At 72.1% G+C, this 15,048-nt stretch carries 15 protein-coding genes; 10 read left to right on the top strand and 5 right to left on the bottom strand.

Annotated elements, in window-relative coordinates:
* Nucleotides 1-62: 62 nt before the first annotated feature.
* Nucleotides 63-962, bottom strand: a complete 900-nt coding sequence (gene rsmI, locus G6W55_RS05195) for a 16S rRNA (cytidine(1402)-2'-O)-methyltransferase (RefSeq protein ID WP_309243633.1) — start codon at nt 960-962, stop codon at nt 63-65.
* Nucleotides 963-1,035: 73 nt separating this feature from the next.
* Here rsmI and G6W55_RS05190 point away from each other — a divergent pair, with 73 nt between their 5' ends.
* The 3 genes from G6W55_RS05190 to G6W55_RS05180 all read left to right on the top strand — a co-directional run bounded on the left by G6W55_RS05190 (nt 1,036) and on the right by G6W55_RS05180 (nt 6,402).
* Nucleotides 1,036-2,838, top strand: a complete 1,803-nt coding sequence (locus G6W55_RS05190) for a dolichyl-phosphate-mannose--protein mannosyltransferase (protein WP_375372431.1) — start codon at nt 1,036-1,038, stop codon at nt 2,836-2,838.
* Between the two features lie 118 nt (nt 2,839-2,956).
* Nucleotides 2,957-4,585, top strand: a complete 1,629-nt coding sequence (locus G6W55_RS05185; RefSeq protein WP_175519549.1) for a penicillin-binding transpeptidase domain-containing protein — start codon at nt 2,957-2,959, stop codon at nt 4,583-4,585.
* Between the two features lie 152 nt (nt 4,586-4,737).
* Complete coding sequence (locus tag G6W55_RS05180; protein WP_175519548.1) at nt 4,738-6,402, top strand: penicillin-binding transpeptidase domain-containing protein; 1,665 nt, start codon at nt 4,738-4,740, stop codon at nt 6,400-6,402.
* 16 nt (nt 6,403-6,418) lie between these two features.
* Here G6W55_RS05180 and G6W55_RS05175 read toward each other — a convergent pair whose 3' ends face one another.
* A complete protein-coding gene (locus G6W55_RS05175; protein WP_175519547.1) occupies nt 6,419-6,799 on the bottom strand; it encodes an SsgA family sporulation/cell division regulator in 381 nt (126 codons plus the stop codon).
* A 189-nt stretch (nt 6,800-6,988) separates the two neighbouring features.
* Between G6W55_RS05175 and G6W55_RS05170 the strand changes: the two genes are divergently transcribed.
* The 6 genes from G6W55_RS05170 to G6W55_RS05145 all read left to right on the top strand — a co-directional run bounded on the left by G6W55_RS05170 (nt 6,989) and on the right by G6W55_RS05145 (nt 11,859).
* Nucleotides 6,989-8,044, top strand: coding sequence for an energy-coupling factor ABC transporter permease (locus G6W55_RS05170; protein ID WP_175519546.1), 1,056 nt, complete (start codon nt 6,989-6,991; stop codon nt 8,042-8,044).
* 1 nt (nt 8,045) lies between these two features.
* Nucleotides 8,046-8,807, top strand: coding sequence for a cobalt ECF transporter T component CbiQ (cbiQ, locus tag G6W55_RS05165; protein ID WP_175519545.1), 762 nt, complete (start codon nt 8,046-8,048; stop codon nt 8,805-8,807).
* Nucleotides 8,808-8,836: 29 nt separating this feature from the next.
* Nucleotides 8,837-9,598, top strand: a complete 762-nt coding sequence (locus G6W55_RS05160; protein ID WP_175519544.1) for an energy-coupling factor ABC transporter ATP-binding protein — start codon at nt 8,837-8,839, stop codon at nt 9,596-9,598.
* Entirely contained in the window at nt 9,595-10,071 is a 477-nt protein-coding gene (locus G6W55_RS05155) for a MarR family transcriptional regulator (protein ID WP_175519543.1), read from the top strand. The genes G6W55_RS05160 and G6W55_RS05155 overlap by 4 nt, the downstream gene beginning before the upstream one ends.
* Nucleotides 10,072-10,207: 136 nt before the next feature.
* Nucleotides 10,208-10,612 (top strand): organic hydroperoxide resistance protein, encoded by a 405-nt coding sequence (locus G6W55_RS05150; RefSeq protein WP_205069698.1) that lies wholly within the window; start codon nt 10,208-10,210, stop codon nt 10,610-10,612.
* Nucleotides 10,613-10,698: 86 nt separating this feature from the next.
* Entirely contained in the window at nt 10,699-11,859 is a 1,161-nt protein-coding gene (locus G6W55_RS05145) for a serine hydrolase domain-containing protein (protein ID WP_175519660.1), read from the top strand.
* Here G6W55_RS05145 and G6W55_RS05140 read toward each other — a convergent pair.
* Nucleotides 11,849-12,124 (bottom strand): DUF1876 domain-containing protein, encoded by a 276-nt coding sequence (locus tag G6W55_RS05140; RefSeq protein ID WP_030792459.1) that lies wholly within the window; start codon nt 12,122-12,124, stop codon nt 11,849-11,851. The two genes, G6W55_RS05145 and G6W55_RS05140, sit on opposite strands and share 11 nt — an antisense overlap.
* Before the next feature lie 270 nt (nt 12,125-12,394).
* Between G6W55_RS05140 and G6W55_RS05135 the strand changes: the two genes are divergently transcribed.
* On the top strand, nt 12,395-12,784 hold the full coding sequence (locus tag G6W55_RS05135; protein WP_175519542.1) for a VOC family protein: 390 nt from the start codon (nt 12,395-12,397) through the stop codon (nt 12,782-12,784).
* Nucleotides 12,785-12,790: 6 nt separating this feature from the next.
* Here G6W55_RS05135 and G6W55_RS05130 read toward each other — a convergent pair whose 3' ends face one another.
* Together G6W55_RS05130 and G6W55_RS05125 are read right to left on the bottom strand one after the other, a co-directional pair.
* Nucleotides 12,791-13,612 carry a class I SAM-dependent methyltransferase gene (locus tag G6W55_RS05130; RefSeq protein ID WP_175519541.1) on the bottom strand — a complete coding sequence of 274 codons (822 nt, stop codon included), beginning with the start codon at nt 13,610-13,612 and terminating at the stop codon, nt 12,791-12,793.
* On the bottom strand, nt 13,609-14,946 hold the full coding sequence (locus G6W55_RS05125) for an XRE family transcriptional regulator (RefSeq protein WP_175519540.1): 1,338 nt from the start codon (nt 14,944-14,946) through the stop codon (nt 13,609-13,611). The genes G6W55_RS05130 and G6W55_RS05125 overlap by 4 nt, the downstream gene beginning before the upstream one ends.
* Nucleotides 14,947-15,048 lie beyond the last annotated feature (102 nt).

Genomic DNA, 15,048 nt, shown 5'->3' with positions numbered 1-15,048 from the left:
GTGTGAGCCCTTTGAGAGCCGGTGTGCTCCACGGGCTCGGCAAGGACTCGGCAAGGGCTCCGCTACGACGCCCCGCCCGTCCCCTTGCCCGCCCCCTTGGCCGCCACCACCGCGTCGAACACCTGCCGCTTGGGCAGCCCCGCCTCCGCCGCGACCGCCGAGATGGCCTCCTTGCGGTGCTCGCCGGCCTCCTCGCGCGCCCGGACCCGGCGGACGAGTTCCGCCGCGTCGAGTTCCTCGGGGCCGCGCTCGGGGGCGCCGGAGACGACGACGGTGATCTCGCCGCGCACGCCCTGCGCCGCCCACTCGGCCAGCTCGCCGAGCGGACCGCGCCTGATCTCCTCGTAGGTCTTGGTCAGTTCGCGGCAGACGGCGGCCCGCCGGTCGGTGCCGAAGACCTCGGCCATCGCGGCGAGGGTGTCGTCGAGGCGGTGCGGGGCCTCGAAGTAGACGAGGGTGCGCCGCTCGTCGGCGACCTCCCGCAGCCGGGACAGCCGTTCGCCCGCCTTGCGCGGCAGGAAACCCTCGAAGCAGAAGCGGTCCACGGGCAGCCCGGACAGGGCGAGCGCGGTGAGCACGGCGGACGGCCCGGGGACGGCCGTCACCTTGATGCCCTGCTCGACGGCGGCGGCCACCAGCCGGTAGCCGGGGTCGGACACCGACGGCATGCCCGCGTCCGTCACCAGCAGCACCCGCGCCCCGCCGAGGAGGTCCTCGACCAGTTCGGGGGTGCGCGCGGACTCGTTGCCCTCGAAGTACGACACCACCCGCCCCTTGGGGGTGACCCCCAGGCCCTGGGTGAGGCGGCGCAGCCGGCGGGTGTCCTCGGCGGCGACGACATCGGCCCCGGCCAGCTCCTCGGCCAGCCGGGGCGGCGCGTCGGAGAGGTCACCGATCGGGGTACCGGCGAGGACGAGGATTCCGGGCGGGGTTCCTGGCTGGGTTCCTGGAGCGACTGTCACGTTTCCCATCCTCGCAGGGGCGAGCGGGGCCCATGCACGGGACTCACACAGCGCGGTTCCCTACGATGGCGCGGTGACCAGTACCGCGTCCTCCATGGACTCCACGGGTTCCACGGGCTCCACCGGCATCAAGGGCTCCGCCGGCGCCACCGACGACCACCGGCTCGCCCCGCCGGAGCACGACCGGCGGCCGTCGTCGTGGCAGCGGCGGCTGCGCCGATTCGGCCATGCCGCGGTCCCCTCGGGCGATGTCCGGGAGCGGCTGGTGCCGCCGTACGCGAAGCCCTCGCCCCGGCTGTGGCGGTCGCTCGGCGTGCCGCCGGTGTGGACCGACCGGATCCTGCGCTGGTCGGGGTGGGGCGGTCCGCTGCTGGTGACGCTGGTGGCCGGGGTGATCCGGTTCTGGAACCTGGGCAGTCCGAAGGCGGTGATATTCGACGAGACGTACTACGCCAAGGACGCGTGGGCGCTCGTCCACCGCGGGTTCGAGGTCAACTGGGACAAGAACGCCAACGACGCGATCCTGTCTTCCGGGGGCCATGTCACGATCCCCTCGGACGCGGCGTACGTGGTGCATCCGCCGGTCGGCAAGTACGTGATCGGGCTCGGTGAGCTGATCTTCGGTTTCGATCCGTTCGGCTGGCGGTTCATGACCGCCCTGCTCGGCACGCTGAGTGTGCTGATGCTGTGCCGGATCGGCCGCCGGCTGTTCCGCTCGACGTTCCTGGGCTGTCTGGCCGGCGCGCTGATGGCCGTGGACGGGCTGCACTTCGTGATGAGCCGCACCGCGTTGCTCGACGGGGTGCTGATGTTCTTCGTGCTGGCGGCGTTCGGCTGTCTGGTGGTGGACCGCGACCGGGCGCGCGAACGCCTCGCGGCGGCGCTCCCGCCGGACGCGGACGGCCGTCACCGCCCGGACGCGCACATCGCGGAGACCACCCGGCTGGGGCTGCGGCCCTGGCGCTGGGCGGCCGGTGTGATGTTCGGCCTGGCGATCGGCACCAAGTGGAACGGCCTGTACATCATGGCCGCGTTCCTGCTGATGACGCTGCTGTGGGACGTCGGCTCGCGCAAGGTGGCGGGCGCCCGCCGGCCGTATCTGGCGGTGCTGAAGCACGACACGGGCTGGACGTTCCTGTCGACCGTCCCGGTCGCGCTGGTCACCTACCTGGCCTCCTGGACGGGCTGGATCCTCTCCGCGACGGACGGCTCGGGCGGCTACTACCGCGACTGGGCGGCGAACGACGGCAAGGGCGGCGACTGGACCTGGCTCTTCCCCGACTGGCTGCGCAGCCTGTGGCACTACGAGCACGAGGTGTACCAGTTCCACACCCACCTCACCTCGCCGCACACGTACCAGTCCAACCCGTGGTCCTGGATCCTCCTGGGCCGCCCGGTGTCGTACTTCTACGAGTCCCCCGCCCCCGGCGCGGACGGCTGCCCGACGGACGCGGGCGAGAAGTGCGCCCGCGAGGTCCTGGCCCTCGGCACCCCGCTGCTGTGGTGGGCCGCCTGCTTCGCGCTCCTGTACGTCCTGTGGCGCTGGCTGCTGCGCCGCGACTGGCGCGCGGGCGCGATCGCCTGCGCGATCGCGGCGGGCTACCTGCCCTGGTTCCTCTACCAGGAGCGCACGATCTTCCTCTTCTACGCCGTCGTCTTCCTGCCCTTCCTGTGCCTCGCGGTCGCGATGATGACCGGCGCGCTGGTCGGCCCACCCGGCTCCTCGGACACCCGCCGCGTCGCCGGCGCGACGGCCGCGGGCGTCCTGACCCTCCTGATCGCCTGGAACTTCATCTACTTCTGGCCCCTGTACACGGGCGAGGCCATCCCGATCGACGACTGGCGGTCACGTATGTGGCTGGACACATGGGTCTAACGATTCCGGCAACTGCCGCCCCACACGCGCCCCTCCCTGTCTATGGTGAGCCCGAGCAGATGCTTTCTGAACGCGTTCAGAAAACGCCCGCGAGGGCATCGACGGGGAGGGTTCGCACATGCGCAAGGGGGCCAAGGCCGCGATAGTCGGGTCCGTGTTCACCGTGATGGTGGGCGGGGCCGCGTACGGGGCGTTCAACATCGTGGACGCCTTGAACGGGGGCGGCCCGGGGGCCGGTGGGAGCGGTCCCGCGCCGGTGCGGACCGGGCCGCCCAGCGGGTCGGAGGTGAAGGAGACCAGCGCCGCCTTCTTCGCGGCCTGGGAGAAGGGGCAGCCGAGTGCCGCGGCCGCGCTCACCAACAACGCGCAGAAGGCCGAGGCGCTGCTCACCTCCTACGACGGCGCCGCCCACATCTCCGGGGTGAAGATCACCCCCGGCGCGGCGGGCGGGGCCACCGTCCCGTTCACCGTCAAGGCCACGGTGTCGTACGAGGGGAAGAGCCGGCCGCTGGCCTACGAGAGTGCGCTGACGGTGGTGCGCGGGGTCACCACCGGCAAGGCGCTGGTCGACTGGCAGCCCTCGGTCGTCCACCCCGAGCTGAAGGACATGGACGACACCCTGGTCACGGGCGAGTCCGCGGCGCCGCCGATCGAGGCGGTGGACCGCGACGGCAAGGTGCTGACGAAGGAGAAGTACCCCTCCCTCGGGCCGGTCCTGGACCAACTGCGCGCCAAGTACGGCGACAAGGCCGGCGGCACGCCCGGCGTCGAACTGGCCGTCCATCACGCCGAGCCGGAGACCGCCGACTCCCCGCTGCTGACCCTCACCGAGGGCAAGGCGGGCCGACTGCCGACCACGCTCAGCGCGCGCGTCCAGGCGGCCGCGGAGAAGGCTGTGACCAAGTACCCGGAGTCGTCGGTGGTGGCCGTCAGACCCAGCAGCGGCGAGGTGCTCGCGATCGCCAACAACCGCACCGACGGCTGGAACGCCGCCGTCCTCGGCCAGGTCGCGCCCGGCTCCACCATGAAGATCGTCAGCGCGGCCACGTTCATCGACAACGGCGTCACCACCGCGAGCGGGCCCGCGCCCTGCCCGTCCGAGGCCGTCTGGCAGAGCCAGACCTTCCACAACATCGACGGCATGAAGCCCGACGAGAACGCGACCCTCTCGGAGAGCTTCGCCCGCTCCTGCAACACGGCGTTCGTGAAGTACGCGGACGACCTGAAGGTGGACACCCTCACCGCCGAGGCCCGCGACCGCTTCGGGATCGGCCTCAACTGGCAGACCGGCATCGTCTCCTTCGACGGCTCCGTCCCGGCCTCCGGCGGCCCCGACACCGCGGCGAACCTGATCGGCCAGGGCCAGGTGCAGATGAACCCGCTCACCATGGCCTCGGTGACGGCGACCGCGATGACGGGCGCCTTCCGCCAGCCGGTGATCGTGCCGCAGAGCCTCGACGGCCGTGAACTCGCCCGCGCGCGGGGCCTCTCGGCCGGCACCGTGTCCCAGTTGCGGGGCATGATGAACCGCACCGCGACCAGCGGCACCGCGGCCGGTGTGATGTCCGGTCTGAGCGGCCGGATCGGCGCGAAGACCGGCTCCGCCGAGGTCGACGGCCAGGCCAAGTCCAACAGTTGGTTCACCGGCTACCGCGACGACGTCGCCGCGGCGGCGATGGTCCAGGACGGCGGCCACGGCATCGACGCCTCCGGCCCCCTGGTCGCGGAGGTGCTGCGGGCGGGGTAGCCGGGCGGGACACGGGGGGTGGCTGACGTCACACATGGCGTCACCCCCGCCGGACGGGACTCTAGGGTGGTGTTCGTCGTTGGGTGGGTGAGGGCAGCGAGGGCATCGGGGCGTGGGGGCCCCGCCCCTGGGGATCCGGAGGATCACAGGCCGTGGGCAAGAGAAGACGCGTCGACGAGCGGCGCACCAAGCGGCGGCCGGCCGTCGTCGGCGGCATGGTCGCGGTGGTCGTCGGCGCCACCGGCGTCGGCGTCTACGCGCTGTACGGCGGCGCGGCCGCCGAGGACGGCGCGGGCGGCGAGAAGAAGGCCGCCGTCAGGACCGGCCCGCTGTCGGCGGCCGAGGTCACCACCGCGGCGGAGACGTTCCTCACGGCCTGGCAGAAGGGCTCCGTCACCAAGGCCGCGGCCGCCACCGACGACACGGCGGCCGCCACCGCCCTGCTCACCGGCTTCGGCAAGGACGCCCGCATCACGGACGTCACCCTCACCCCCGGCACCCGCACCGGCGACAAGGTGGCGTTCTCCGTCAAGGGCACGGTCACGTACAAGAAGGTCAGCAAGCCGCTCGCCTACGACAGCGCGCTGACCGTCGTCCGGCGGGCGCAGGACGGCAGGCCGCTGGTCGACTGGGAGCCGTCCGTGGTCCACCCCGACCTCACCGAGGGGGACACCCTGGTGACCGGCGAGGCCGGCGATCCGCCCGTCAAGGCGCTGGACCGGGAGGGCGGGGAGCTGACCACCGCGAAGTACCCCTCCCTGGGCACCGTGCTGGACGGCCTGCGCGAGAAGTACGGCAAGAAGGCCGGCGGTACGGCCGGGGTCGAACTGCGCGTGGTGCGCGGCAAGGCGGCGAAGGCGAAGAAGGTCTCCGACAAGACCCTGCTGGAGCTGAGCAAGGGCACCCCGGGCACCGTCGAGACGACGCTCAGCCCGGCCCTCCAGGCCGCCGCCGAACAGCAGGTGGCGTCCCGCTCGCGGGCGTCGGTCGTGGCGCTGCGTCCGTCCACGGGCGAGATCCTCGCGGTGGCCAACAGCAACCGCGGGTTCAACGTGGCGCTCCAGGGCTCCCTGGCCCCCGGTTCCACGATGAAGGTCATCACGTCGTCGCTGCTCATCGAGAAGGGCCTGGCGTCGGCGGACAAGGCGCATCCGTGCCCGAAGTACTTCACGTACGGCGGCTGGAAGTTCCAGAACGACGACAAGTTCGAGATCAAGGGCGGCACCTTCAAGGCGAGCTTCGCCCGCTCCTGCAACACGGCCTTCATCAGCCAGGCCCCCGAGCTGGACGACGACAGCCTGACCAAGCAGGCCCAGCAGGTCTTCGGTCTGTCGCTGAACAACTGGTCGGTGGGCGTGCCCACCCTCGACGGCTCGGTGCCGGTGCAGTCGAAGGCCCAGATGGCGGCGGAGCTGATCGGGCAGGGCGGGGTGCGGATGAACCCGCTGAACATGGCGTCGGTCGCGGCGACCGTGAAGTCCGGCACCTTCCACCAGCCGTATCTGGTCGCCCCCTCGGTCGACGGCCGCACCCTGGCCACCGCCGCGCGCGCGATGTCCGCGGACACGCTGGCGCAGCTCCGGGAGCTGATGAACTACACCGCCGGGTACGGCACGGCCGCCGGGGCGATGTCGGGCCTGGGCCCGGACTACGGCGCGAAGACCGGCTCGGCGGAGGTCGACAACCAGGAGAAGCCCAACGGCTGGTTCACCGCGTACCGGGGTGATCTCGCGGCCGCCGGTGTCGTCCAGGCGGGCGGCCACGGCAGCGACACGGCGGGGCCGATCGTGGCGGCGCTGCTGAAGACGGGCGGCTGAACGCCGTACGCCCGGGTCAGAGGGACTCGGTGGTCGTGGTGGTCAGCGCGGCGACCGGCAGGCCCTCCGCGTAGGTGCGGCGCAGAAATCTGACCAGCGCCTTCGACTCGAACTGCACCACCGACACACCGTGCGCGGAGTGGAACTCGACGACGGCCTGCACCCGGCCGCACGGCCACACCCGCACCTCGCCGGTGCCGGCCGGTGCGCGCAGCCCCTGTTCGAGGAGCGTGCGGGCGAAGGTCCACTCGTGCCGGTCGGGGAGCCCGACGCACACCGAGCGGGGATCGTCGTCGGGGTCGTAGCGCAGGACGACGGGGACGGCCGTGCGTTCCTCCTCGACCATGTCCGCGTCGGTGACGATATGGGCGCGCGCGTACTGCTCGACTACGGACATCGGCCGACCCTCTCACGCAGCGTGACCTGGGCGGAAGTCGTCGCACGGAAGCCGCGGCGACCACTTCCTCCTCCAATGTCGCACATCTGGCGGAATATGCCCTTTCGTACCCCGCCTCATCTCACATCCGCGATAAAACCAGCCACTCGCTCTTGCGAACCGTTCGCATTAAGCCACTATCATCGAACGGTGCACGTACCCGACGGATTCATCAACGCCCCGACCTCCGCCGTCGCCGGAGTCGTCGCCGCCGGCGCCATCGCCGTGAGCCTGCGCGGCGCGCGCCGTGAACTCGACGACCGCACGGCCCCGTTGGCCGGCCTCGTGGCGGCGTTCATCTTCGCCGTGCAGATGCTGAACTTCCCCGTCGCGGCGGGGACCAGCGGCCATCTGCTCGGCGGCGCGCTCGCCGCGATACTCGTGGGCCCCTTCACCGGGGTCCTGTGCGTGTCCGTGGTCCTGCTGATGCAGGGCATCCTCTTCGCCGACGGCGGTCTGACCGCGCTCGGCGTCAACATCACCGTCATGGCCGGTGTGACGACGGTCGTCGCGTACGCCGTCTTCCGCGGTCTGCTCAAGGTGCTGCCGCGCAGCCGCCGTTCGGTGACCGCGGCCTCCTTCACCGCCGCGCTGCTGTCCGTGCCGGCCGCCGCCCTCGCCTTCACCCTCATCTACTGGATCGGCGGCACCACCGACATCCCGATCGGCAAGGTCGCGACCGCCATGGTCGGCGTGCATGTGCTGATCGGCATCGGCGAGGCCGTGATCACCGCGCTGACCGTGGGCGCCGTCATCGCCGTCCGCCCGGACCTGGTCCATGGCGCGCGCGGTCTGACGCCCCGGCTCCGGCTCCGGGTCAACGGCGAACTCGTGGACGCGCCCCCGGCCGAGGAGGCGCCCACGGCGCCCGTCGCGGCGCGCACCTCCCGGCGCACGCTGTGGATCGGCGGCCTGGTCACCTCGCTCGTCCTGGCCGGCTTCGTCAGCTTCTACGCCTCCGCCAACCCCGACGGCCTGGAGAAGGTCGCCGCGGACAAGGGCATCGACAAGAAGGTCGAGGACCACGCGGCCGCCGACTCCCCGCTCGCCGACTACGGCGTCAAGGACGTGACGAACGCCCGGCTGTCCGGCGGCCTCGCGGGCGTGATCGGCGTCGGCGTGACCGTGGTCGCGGGCAGCGCGGTGTTCTGGGCGGTGCGCAGGCGCCGTGCGGAGGACGTGTCCCCGGCGAGCACGAGCGTCTGACATGGGAGCGGGGCACGCCCACCGGCTGTACCGGCACGGGCACTCGCCGGTGCACGCGCTGCCGCCGCACACCAAGCTCGCCGCCGCCTTCGCCTTCGTGGTCGTCGTCGTCTCGACGCCGCGCGAGGCGATGTGGGCGTTCGGGGTGTACGCGCTGCTGCTCGCGGTCGTCGCGCACCGCGCGCGCGTACCGGCCGGCTTCCTGCTGAAGCGGCTGCTGATCGAGGTGCCGTTCGTGGCGTTCGCCGTGCTGATGCCGTTCGTGGCGGAGGGCGAGCGGGTGGACGTCCTCGGCCTGTCCCTCAGCGTCAACGGCCTGTGGGGCGCCTGGAACGTGCTCGCCAAGGGCACCCTCGGCGTCGCCGCCTCCGTCCTCCTCGCCGCCACCACCGAGCTGCGCGCCCTGCTGCTCGGCCTCCAGCGGCTGAAGCTGCCCCCGCTGCTGGTCCAGATCGCCTCCTTCATGATCCGCTACGGCGATCTCATCACCGACGAGATGCGGCGCATGCGGATCGCCCGGGAGTCCCGCGGCTTCGAGGCGTCCGGGGTCCGTCACTGGGGGGTGCTCGCGAAGTCGGCGGGCGCGCTGTTCATCCGCTCCTACGAACGCGGCGAGCGGGTGCATCTGGCCATGATGAGCCGGGGGTACGCCGGTGCGATGCCGGTGATCGACGAGGTGAGCGCGACCCGGGCCCAGTGGTCGTACGCCTTCGCCCTGCCGGCCGCCGCGCTGGCGGTGTGCCTGGTGGGGTGGACGCTGTGAGTTCCGACGACTTCGCCGGCCGTGGTGGGATGGATTCCGTGAGCACTGCTTCCCTGGAGGTCTCCGGCCTCGCCTTCGCCTATCCCGACGGCCATCAGGCCCTGTTCGGCGTGGACTTCTCGGTCGCGCGCGGCGAACGGGTCGCGCTGCTCGGGCCGAACGGCGCCGGCAAGACCACCCTCGTGCTGCATCTGAACGGCATCCTGAGCGGCGGCGCCGGCACGGTCACGGTCGCCGGACTGCCCGTCGGCAAGCGGCACATGGCCGAGATCCGGCGCAAGGTCGGCATCGTCTTCCAGGACCCGGACGACCAGTTGTTCATGCCGACGGTCCGCGAGGACGTCGCGTTCGGCCCGGCCGCGGCCGGGGTGAAGGGCGCCAAGCTGGAGGAGCGGGTGGACCGCGCGCTCGGGCAGGTCGGCATGGCCGAGTTCAAGGACCGCCCGCCGCACCACCTCTCCTTCGGACAGCGCCGCCGGGTCGCCGTCGCGACGGTGCTCGCGATGGACCCCGAGATCCTGGTCCTGGACGAGCCGTCCTCCAACCTCGACCCCGCCTCGCGCCGTGAACTCGCCGACATCCTGCGGGCGTTGGACGTCACCGTCCTGATGGTCACGCACGACCTGCCGTACGCCCTCGAACTGTGCCCGCGCGCCCTCATCCTGAGCGACGGCGTGATCGCGGCCGACGGGCGCACCGGCGAACTGCTCGCCGACGAGGCGCTGATGAGCGCGCATCGGCTGGAGTTGCCCTTCGGGTTCGACCCGCGCACCGCGACAATGGGCGCGTGACGAACCAGGAGAGCGACGGCTCACTGCTGCTCGACGACCAACTGTGCTTCGCGCTGTACGCGGCCCAGCGGGCGGTGACCTCCGCCTACCGTCCGCTCCTCGACGAACTCGGCCTCACCTACCCGCAGTACCTCGTGCTGCTGGTGCTGTGGGAGCGCGGCGAGACGACCGTCAAGGAGCTGGCGGCGGCGCTGCGGCTCGACTACGGCACGGTGTCGCCGCTGCTGAAGCGGCTGGAGGCGGCCGGGCTCGTGCGCCGGGAGCGCGCGGCGCGGGACGAGCGCTCGGTGCTGGTCGCGTGCACCGGGCGCGGCGAGGAACTCAAGGGGCGCGCGGCGCGGGTGCCGGGCGCACTGATGGCGGCGACGGATCTCGCGGACACGGAGGTCGCGCGGCTGCGCGAGGAACTGCGGCGGCTCGCGGACCGGGCACAGGCGGCGGCGGGACGGCTCGATGATGGTTACCTGAGGTAACTTCCCCCTGCCGAGAGACTCTCGACCTACCGGCCGGTACCTTGTGCACGATGCAGTTGGGCACAATGCTGGGAGGTCCCCCGCCGTGACAGAAGGCGCCGAGACGGAAGCGGTCGACACCCGTCCGACGAAGATCATGTACGTCGCCGAGGCCACCGCGCACGGCGGCCGCGACGGCTTCGTGACCAGCCAGGACGGGCAGATCAAGCTGAAGGTGGCGATGCCGCCGGAGCTGGGCGGGGACGGCAACGGCACCAACCCCGAGCAGCTCTTCGCGGCCGGCTACAGCGCCTGCTTCCACAACGCGCTGATCCTCGTCGGCAACCGGGCCGGCTACGACCTGGCCGGCTCGACCGTCGCCGCGAAGGTGGGCATCGGCCCCAACAGGACCAAGGGGTACGGCCTCGCCGTCGCCCTCAGCGTCTCCCTGCCGATCCTCGACGCCGGCCTCGCCGAGAAGCTGGTCGACGCGGCGCACGAGGTGTGCCCGTACTCGAACGCCACCCGCGGCAACATCGACGTGACGATCCTGCTGGGCTGACGCCGGACAGGAATCAGTGGCCGGACGCGGGTGTTGTGGTGAGCGTCGAAGGCGATGTGGCGGAAAAGGGGCGGATGGACGTGGGCGTGGACGTGCACGGTGCGGTGGCCGAGGGCTACGAGCCGGTCCGGGAGGCGTTCGTACGCAACTTCGAGACACTCGGCGACCGGGGCGCGGCCGTGGCCGTCTACCGCGACGGGCACAAGGTCGTGGACCTGTGGGGCGGCACCCGGGACGTCGACGGCACGGCCCCCTGGGAGCGGGGCACCGCGCAGATCGTGCGGTCCGCGACCAAGGGCGTCGCCGCCGCCGTCCTCCTGCTGCTGCACCAGCGCGGCGAACTGGACCTGGACGCGCCGGTGGGGGCGTACTGGCCGGAGTACAAGACGGCGGGCAAGGAGCGGACCCTGGTGTGGCACGTGCTCGCCCACCGGGCGGGCGTGCCCGCGCTGGACCGGCCGCTGACCCCCGCCGAGGCCGCCGATCCCGACCTCGGCGCCGCGGCCGTCGCGGCACAGGCCCCGGCGTGGGAGCCGGGCACCGACCACGGCTACCACGCGCAGACCTATAGCTGGCTGACGGGCGAGCTGGTGCGCCGGGTCACCGGGCGCAGCGTCGGCGCGTGGATCGCCGACGAGATCGCCGGACCGGCCGGCGCCGACCTGTGGCTCGGACTGCCCGAGGCGCAGCGGGCGCGGGTGGGGCGCGTGGGGAAGATCGACGCGCCGGCGCCCACGGGGGCGCTCAGGACCAGGCCCAAGCCGGCCGTCACCGCCGCCTGGACCGACCCCTCCTCCCTCACCCGGCGCGCCTTCGCCGCGATCACCCCGCTGCCCGACGAGAACGACCCCGGCTACCGCGCGGCCGTCCTGCCCGCCTCCAACGGCATCGCGACGGCGGACGGCCTGGCCCGCTTCTACGCCTCCCTCATCGGCGAGGTCGACGGCGGGAAGCGGCTGTTCACCCCGGAGACGGTCGAACTGGCCCGCGGTGAGCGCTCCGCCGGACCGGACCGGGTCCTGGTGGTCCACACCCGGTTCGGCCTCGGCTCGATGCTGCACGGCGCCGCGTCCCCGCTGCTGTCACCCGCCTCCTTCGGCCACCCGGGCCGCGGCGGCGCCCTCGGCCTCGCCGACCCGGAGTCCGGCCTCGCGTTCGGCTATGTCACCAACGGCTTCCGGACGAGCGTGACGGCGGACCCGAGGGCCCAGGCCCTGCTGAGAGCGCTGCGCACGGCTATACGTTGATCGGGTGCGAGGTCCGCCCCGACGCCTCGTCGATCTCCGTGTGCGCCTTGGTGAGCAGCCGCATGGCGATCTCGTTCAACGCGCGGGCGCCCGCTATCTCCTCGCCCACCCGTGGCTGGTCGGAGTCGATGGTGTGCCGCACCGCGTGCCCGTGCGCCCGGACCTCGGTGCCGTCGGGCAACCGGACCAGGGCCGCCGCGTCCGTGCGCCGCCCGTCCTCCTTGAACTCCAGCTCGACATGCCATCCCACAGTGGTGTGCATCATGACGATCACCTCCGGAAGACCTGCTTCCAGGGTGCGCCTCCGCACGCGCCCCCGCACCCAGTCACCTCCGGCACCGTCCGGAATCCCCGTTGCGACGGAGGATGCCGGCGCACTACCGTCGGCCGGGTGACTGCCGGGTCGGCCTTGGGCCACGCACGAGTGAGACGCCCGGCCTCGGCGTGATCCCGGGGCGGGCCAGAGCCCCGCCACCCTCTCCGTCCTCCCTGCTGCTCTTCGGCACCACCACCCCAGGACACGGAGACCCTTCACATGACCGCACTCGCCCGGCTCGACCACACCGCCGTCTACGCGAGCGACCGCCGCCGCTCGGCGGAGTTCCTCGCCGACGTCCTCGGCCTCACGGTCGGAGCCCCCTTCGGCCCCTTCCTCCCCGTCGACCTCGGCAACGGCGTGACCCTCGACTACTACGAGAAGCGCGACGAACCGATCCAGCCCCAGCACTACGCCTTCCTCGTCCCCGAGGAGGCGTTCGACGCGATGATCGCCCGCCTGGAGGCCCGTGGCGTCACCTACTACGCCGACCCCTCCCACACCGAACCGGCCCGCATCAACCACCTGTTCGGCGGCCGCGGCGCCTACTTCCCCGACCCCGACACCCACAACATGGAAATCCTGACCCGCCCTTACGCCCGCCCGTAGGGCGCGTCACCCCCGGCGGCAGACGAGGATGCCGCCCAGGCACGTGACTTCGAAGGCCCGGTGCCGCGCGATGCGTTCGGCAAGGATCGCGCGGGCCCGGTCGATCGTGGCCTCGAACGGCACGTCGTGCTGGTCCGCCCATGCCCGGTAGGAGGCCATGTGCGCGATCACCGGTTCAGGATCGTGGACGGTGATGGTGCCGGGCAGCTCGATCGTCTCCACCTGGCCGAACTCCTCTCCCAGGTAAGCCGGGGCCTTCTCCAGAGAGAACCGGGCGCTGAGCGAGATGCGAGCCGGACCACGCCCGGTGCCGAGCACGTCACCCGCGGCCCGGCGCCACAGGCCGTCCAGTTCACCCTTGTCCCGGTCGCTGTTGGTGGAGACGATCACCGACCCGTCGCGGGTGACGACGCGAGACAGCTCCCTGACCGCCCGCGGGATGTCGGGAACGTGGTACAGCATGTGCAACGCCAGGACGCCGTCGACGCTCTCGTCGGCCAGTGGCAGGCGGGTGGCATCCGCCACGGCGACCGGGCCGGGCACTCCGGCGAGGATGCCGGGGGCGATGTCCAGACCGAGCAGCGACAGATCTGGCCGGTCCTCGCGAAGCCGCTGGACGAACTTGCCGTTGCCGCAGCCGACATCGACCACCCGCCCGCGCACGCCGCTCAACCGGTCGGCGACGATGCCGGGCAGGTCGTAGCGCGGTGTCTGCCACTGGTACAGCGACTGGCGGGCGGCGAGATCCCGATCGCTGCTGTAGGCGCTTCCGGCGAGGCGGCCCCGGTCGGTGACGGCGGCGGCGCGTGCGGCGGACAGGTCGGTCACGTCGGCGGCTCCGGAGGACGGGCGGCGGGCGAGGCCGCGAGGACGGCCGTGTGCTGGAGTCGGTCGCGCAGGTGCGCAGCCTGCGCGACCCCACCGTACTGCGGCCCGCTCAGCTCCCGGCCCAGAGCGACGAGCCGTCTCACGATGCTGGCCGACATGCGCTTCGGCGAGGAGTCGAGGACGAAGCCGAGCATCGCCTCGGTGCCGTCCAGATCGCCGAGCAGCAGATGGCCGCGGGCGAGATCGACATGGGCGGCGAACAGATCACCCACCGACCGGTCGTCGTCCTCGGCACTGCGGTAGAGCCGGATCGCGGTGTCCGCGCTGACCACGGCCTGTCGGACGTGCTCCCGCCCGCCCAGTGCCAGGTGACTCGTACCGGCGTACGTGAACTGCTTGGCCGCCGGGAACGCGAAAACGCCGGGCACCTCGTCCTGCTCCGCCATGGCCTCACGAAAACGCTCGGCGTCCGCCAGCGCGGCCACCACGCCCACCCGGTCCCCGGCCATGGCGAGCGCCCGCGCTTCCAGGCTCGCCAGCCGGGCCCCGATGCTCCCGCCGGCCCGGTGCTGTCGCCCCATCTGTGCCAGTCGTGCCGCCTGCTCGTACCGTCCGGTCCAGTAGGCGATCAGGGATTCGACGGCTCGTACCCAGGCCGACATCCCTTCGTGGCCGGCGGCCTCCGCGCACATCCGGGCGGTACGGGCGTGCGTGGCCGCGGAGTCATAGTCACCCAGGTCCAGACAGACGTGGGCGGACAGGCCGCACAGACGCGAGGCCGCGACGTACAGGTCGGTGGTCTGCCGGGGATGCTGCCGCCCGCGCAACAGCTCGAACACCCCGTTCCGCAGTCGCTTGATCTCGACATACAGCTCCAGCAGGGGGTGACTGACATAGCTCCGGGCCAGCCGGGCGACATCGGCTTCCACCTGCTCCACGACGAGCACGTCGGCGTTGCGGTGCACGATGAACCGGGCGAACTCCGCCGACTCCACCGCGTCCGCCGACACGGCACCCGTGGGTAGGCCCGAACGCCCCAAAGCAACTGCCGACAGCCCCTGTTGCGGAACTTCAGTGCTGCTGCCGCTCCGTCGGCTCTTGCTGACCCCGACCGCCCGGTCGAGCTCCGCGGCATCGACGCCGAACACCAGAGCCAGGTACTTCCGCGTGTACGGCACCGGGATCCGCACCTCGCGCTCGTAGCGCCCGATCTCCTTGCCGGTCTTGGTGGCGCGCCCCTCCAGGGCGTTGAACTCGTCGGCCACCCGCTGCTGGGACCAGCCGCGCTCGGTACGCAGCACGGTGAGCAGTGCGCCGATCCCCCTGTCGCCCATCCCCTCTCCCCGTCGCCGTGAGGTCTGGCCCCCATAGTGGCCCCTCGCATGGCCCCCGCGCTGGCTCCCGACCCGAACGAGCGACAGCGGTTGGCTGTTGGT

Origin of the sequence: Streptomyces sp. CAI-85 (assembly GCF_013363615.1) — a bacterium.
Classification (GTDB): Bacteria; Actinomycetota; Actinomycetes; order Streptomycetales; family Streptomycetaceae; genus Streptomyces; species Streptomyces antibioticus_B.
This window is presented reverse-complemented; position numbering and strand designations above follow the sequence as displayed.

What these genes read in the sequence shown, in the direction of transcription:
- G6W55_RS05150 (WP_205069698.1), top strand. Translation starts at nt 10,208, where the DNA reads ATGTACGTCGCCGAGGCCACCGCGCACGGCGGCCGCGACGGCTTCGTG.
- cbiQ (WP_175519545.1), top strand. Translation starts at nt 8,046, where the DNA reads ATGGGAGCGGGGCACGCCCACCGGCTGTACCGGCACGGGCACTCGCCG.
- G6W55_RS05160 (WP_175519544.1), top strand. Translation starts at nt 8,837, where the DNA reads ATGGATTCCGTGAGCACTGCTTCCCTGGAGGTCTCCGGCCTCGCCTTC.
- G6W55_RS05175 (WP_175519547.1), bottom strand. Translation starts at nt 6,799, where the DNA reads ATGTCCGTAGTCGAGCAGTACGCGCGCGCCCATATCGTCACCGACGCG.
- G6W55_RS05125 (WP_175519540.1), bottom strand. Translation starts at nt 14,946, where the DNA reads ATGGGCGACAGGGGGATCGGCGCACTGCTCACCGTGCTGCGTACCGAG.
- G6W55_RS05135 (WP_175519542.1), top strand. Translation starts at nt 12,395, where the DNA reads ATGACCGCACTCGCCCGGCTCGACCACACCGCCGTCTACGCGAGCGAC.
- G6W55_RS05185 (WP_175519549.1), top strand. Translation starts at nt 2,957, where the DNA reads ATGCGCAAGGGGGCCAAGGCCGCGATAGTCGGGTCCGTGTTCACCGTG.
- G6W55_RS05140 (WP_030792459.1), bottom strand. Translation starts at nt 12,124, where the DNA reads ATGATGCACACCACTGTGGGATGGCATGTCGAGCTGGAGTTCAAGGAG.